Here is a 2,439-nt window from a genome sequence, read left to right as displayed (position 1 = left end):
CTGTCACGACATTCCCCAGCTCCACCGGGAACTGGTCGAGCGCGGATTCACCGGCAGCGTCCAGTGCCTCCGCCGCTACTTCCGCGCCTTCAGACGTCCCCGCCAACCAGGACGAAAGCAGCAGCCGGTGTCCCGGCCGCAGCCCAGGTCGGCCCCGAAGCCCCGACGTATCGTCCGCTGGATCATGACGAACCCCCAGCACCTCGCGACCACCGACGCCGCGGAACTGAAGGAGATCCGTACGGCCTGCCCTCACCTCGACGCCGTCACACGGCACGTCCACGACTTCGCCGAAATGCTCCACCACCTCCGAGGAGACCAGCTCCCGGACTGGATGGAACGCGTCCTTGCCGACGACCTACCAGCCCTGCACTCCCTGGTCAGCGGCCTACGACGAGACTTCGACGCCGTCACCGCCGGCCTCTCCACCCCATGGAGCTCCGGGCAGATCGAAGGCCATATCACCCGCGTCAAGCTCATCAAACGCATGGCCTACGGCCGAGCCAACCTCGACCTCCTGCGCCAACGCGTACTCCTGGGACCATAGCCCTGCGCCAGGGACCTCCCGCTTTGAGATCGTCCGAACCTGCCGTCTATTCTGAACGCGTTCAGTCGGGTGGCGGGCGGAATGCGGATGAGCACTTCAGCGAGACGGTGGTCGGCTCTGGTCGCCGCGTTGGCGTGGGCTTGCGTTGCTTGCGCTGATGCAGGTGGAGACGCGGCTCGCATTGACCAGTCGGCGCTTACGGGCGAGTGGAGTAGCCCTGGTGGCGCTCTTCTTCGCTTGCGGGCGAACCACGGTATGACGGGTGAAAGCCTGAACAGTGCGATGCTGGGAGGCACATCGTGCCCGGACGCTGTAACCGGCCACTGGAGCTTCTTCAGCGCACCCGACGAGGCGGGTTCCTCCTTCGCTGACGACGCGCTCACCAGCGGCGACACCGTCTCCCTGAGTATCGGCTTTCCGAAAGACTCCTGTCTCTTGTCGGCTCTGGTCCGGCGGGACGAGCACGGACTCAGTCTCTGCCTGGTAGAAGACCCTGATTCCGACTGTTCCGCCGAAGAACTTCTCCGCCTTGAGTCAGCATCGGCAGAACAGGCTGCGAAGTGACCCACCGCCCCTGCCTTTTAAGGAGCAGCACAAGATCCCCGATTGTGAGGATGGGGTCGCACCGCTCGAGGGTCTGACCCGATCCCCGATTGACGCTTTGGCTGTCCTCACTCTGAATCGTCGACCTTCCGAGCGGTGCCACCGCGTGCACCGGCCGACGACCGTGACCTCATAGAAGCTTGACCCAAACGGTCCCATCACAGTCGTGTCCGTCCGCCGGCCGGTGCGCGCGAGCCAACTCGCCGCGCACGGAAGGAACCCGGCCACCATGTCACAGCCCATCGAGGTGATCGGCGGGATCGACACCCACACCGATGTTCACCAGGCCGCCGTCATCGACACCATCGGCCGGCACCTGGCCACCGAGGCGTTCCCCACGACGCCTGCCGGTTACCGGGACCTGCTGGAGTGGCTGCGTTCCCACGGCCGGGTGCTGGTTGTAGGCATGGAGGGCACCGGCTCCTTCGGCGCCGAACTCGGGCGCTACCTCCGGGCCAACCAGATCGCCGTGATCGAGGTGGACCGACCCGACCGTCGGGCTCGCCAGGCAGCAGGGAAGTCGGACTCCATCGACGCCTACGCCGCCGCCACCGCGGTACTCGCCGGCCGCGCCACAGGCACGCCGAAGCACCGTGACGGCGCGGTCGAGGCAATCCGCGGACTGCGCGTTGTACGCGCCAGCGCCGTCAAGGCCCGTGCGCCCGCTGAGGTCCGCGAAGCACTGCGCTCGCTGACCACCACCGAGCTGGTCCGACGGCTGGCCGCCAGCCGTCCGGGCACCGATCTGGCTACCCCGGCCACGGCCGTCAGACTGGCCCTCAAGCGCCTGGCCAGGCGCTGCAGGCACTTGAAGCGGACGCAGACCGCGACCTACGCGTCCTGATCGCCCGCACCGCACCGGGCCTGCTCGCGCTGACGGGCGTCGGGACCGAGACCGCCGGGCAGCTGCTGGTCACCGCTGGGGACAACCCCGACAGGCTCGCATCCGAAGCCTCCTTCGCCCACTTGTGCGCCGCCGCCCCAGTGCCGGCCTCTTCCGGGCGTACTGACCGCCACCGGCTCAACCGGGGCGGAGACCGCCAGGCCAACCGCGCGTTGCACACAATCGTGCTGGTCCGCATGCGCCACGACCCGCGCACCCGTGACTACGTTGCCCGGCGCACTCTCGAAGGACTCAAGACGAAGGACATATTCAGGTGCCTCAAGCGCTTCGTCGCGCGCGAGGTCTACAACCGGGTCTGTACGGTGAGCGGTGTAACTCCCGAGCTGGAAGCGACAGTTGATGACTGACGTGGCGAGTGACATCGGGGCCGGGGAGGCCGTTGTGA

The 2,439-nt window shown here is 67.3% G+C and carries 1 protein-coding gene and 1 pseudogene; both read left to right on the top strand.

Annotated elements, in window-relative coordinates:
* On the top strand, window positions 1-547 hold a 547-nt coding region (locus tag ACFYW5_RS37820), incomplete at its 5' end, for a transposase (RefSeq protein ID WP_389421675.1).
* A gap of 832 nt (window positions 548-1,379) precedes the next feature.
* Window positions 1,380-2,401 (top strand): annotated as a pseudogene (locus ACFYW5_RS37815) (IS110 family transposase).
* Window positions 2,402-2,439: the final 38 nt, after the last annotated feature.

Source organism: Streptomyces sp. NPDC002779 (assembly GCF_042888685.1).
Classification (GTDB): Bacteria; Actinomycetota; Actinomycetes; order Streptomycetales; family Streptomycetaceae; genus Streptomyces.
Note: the sequence above shows the minus strand (reverse complement) of the source record. Positions and strands in the feature narration are given on the sequence as shown.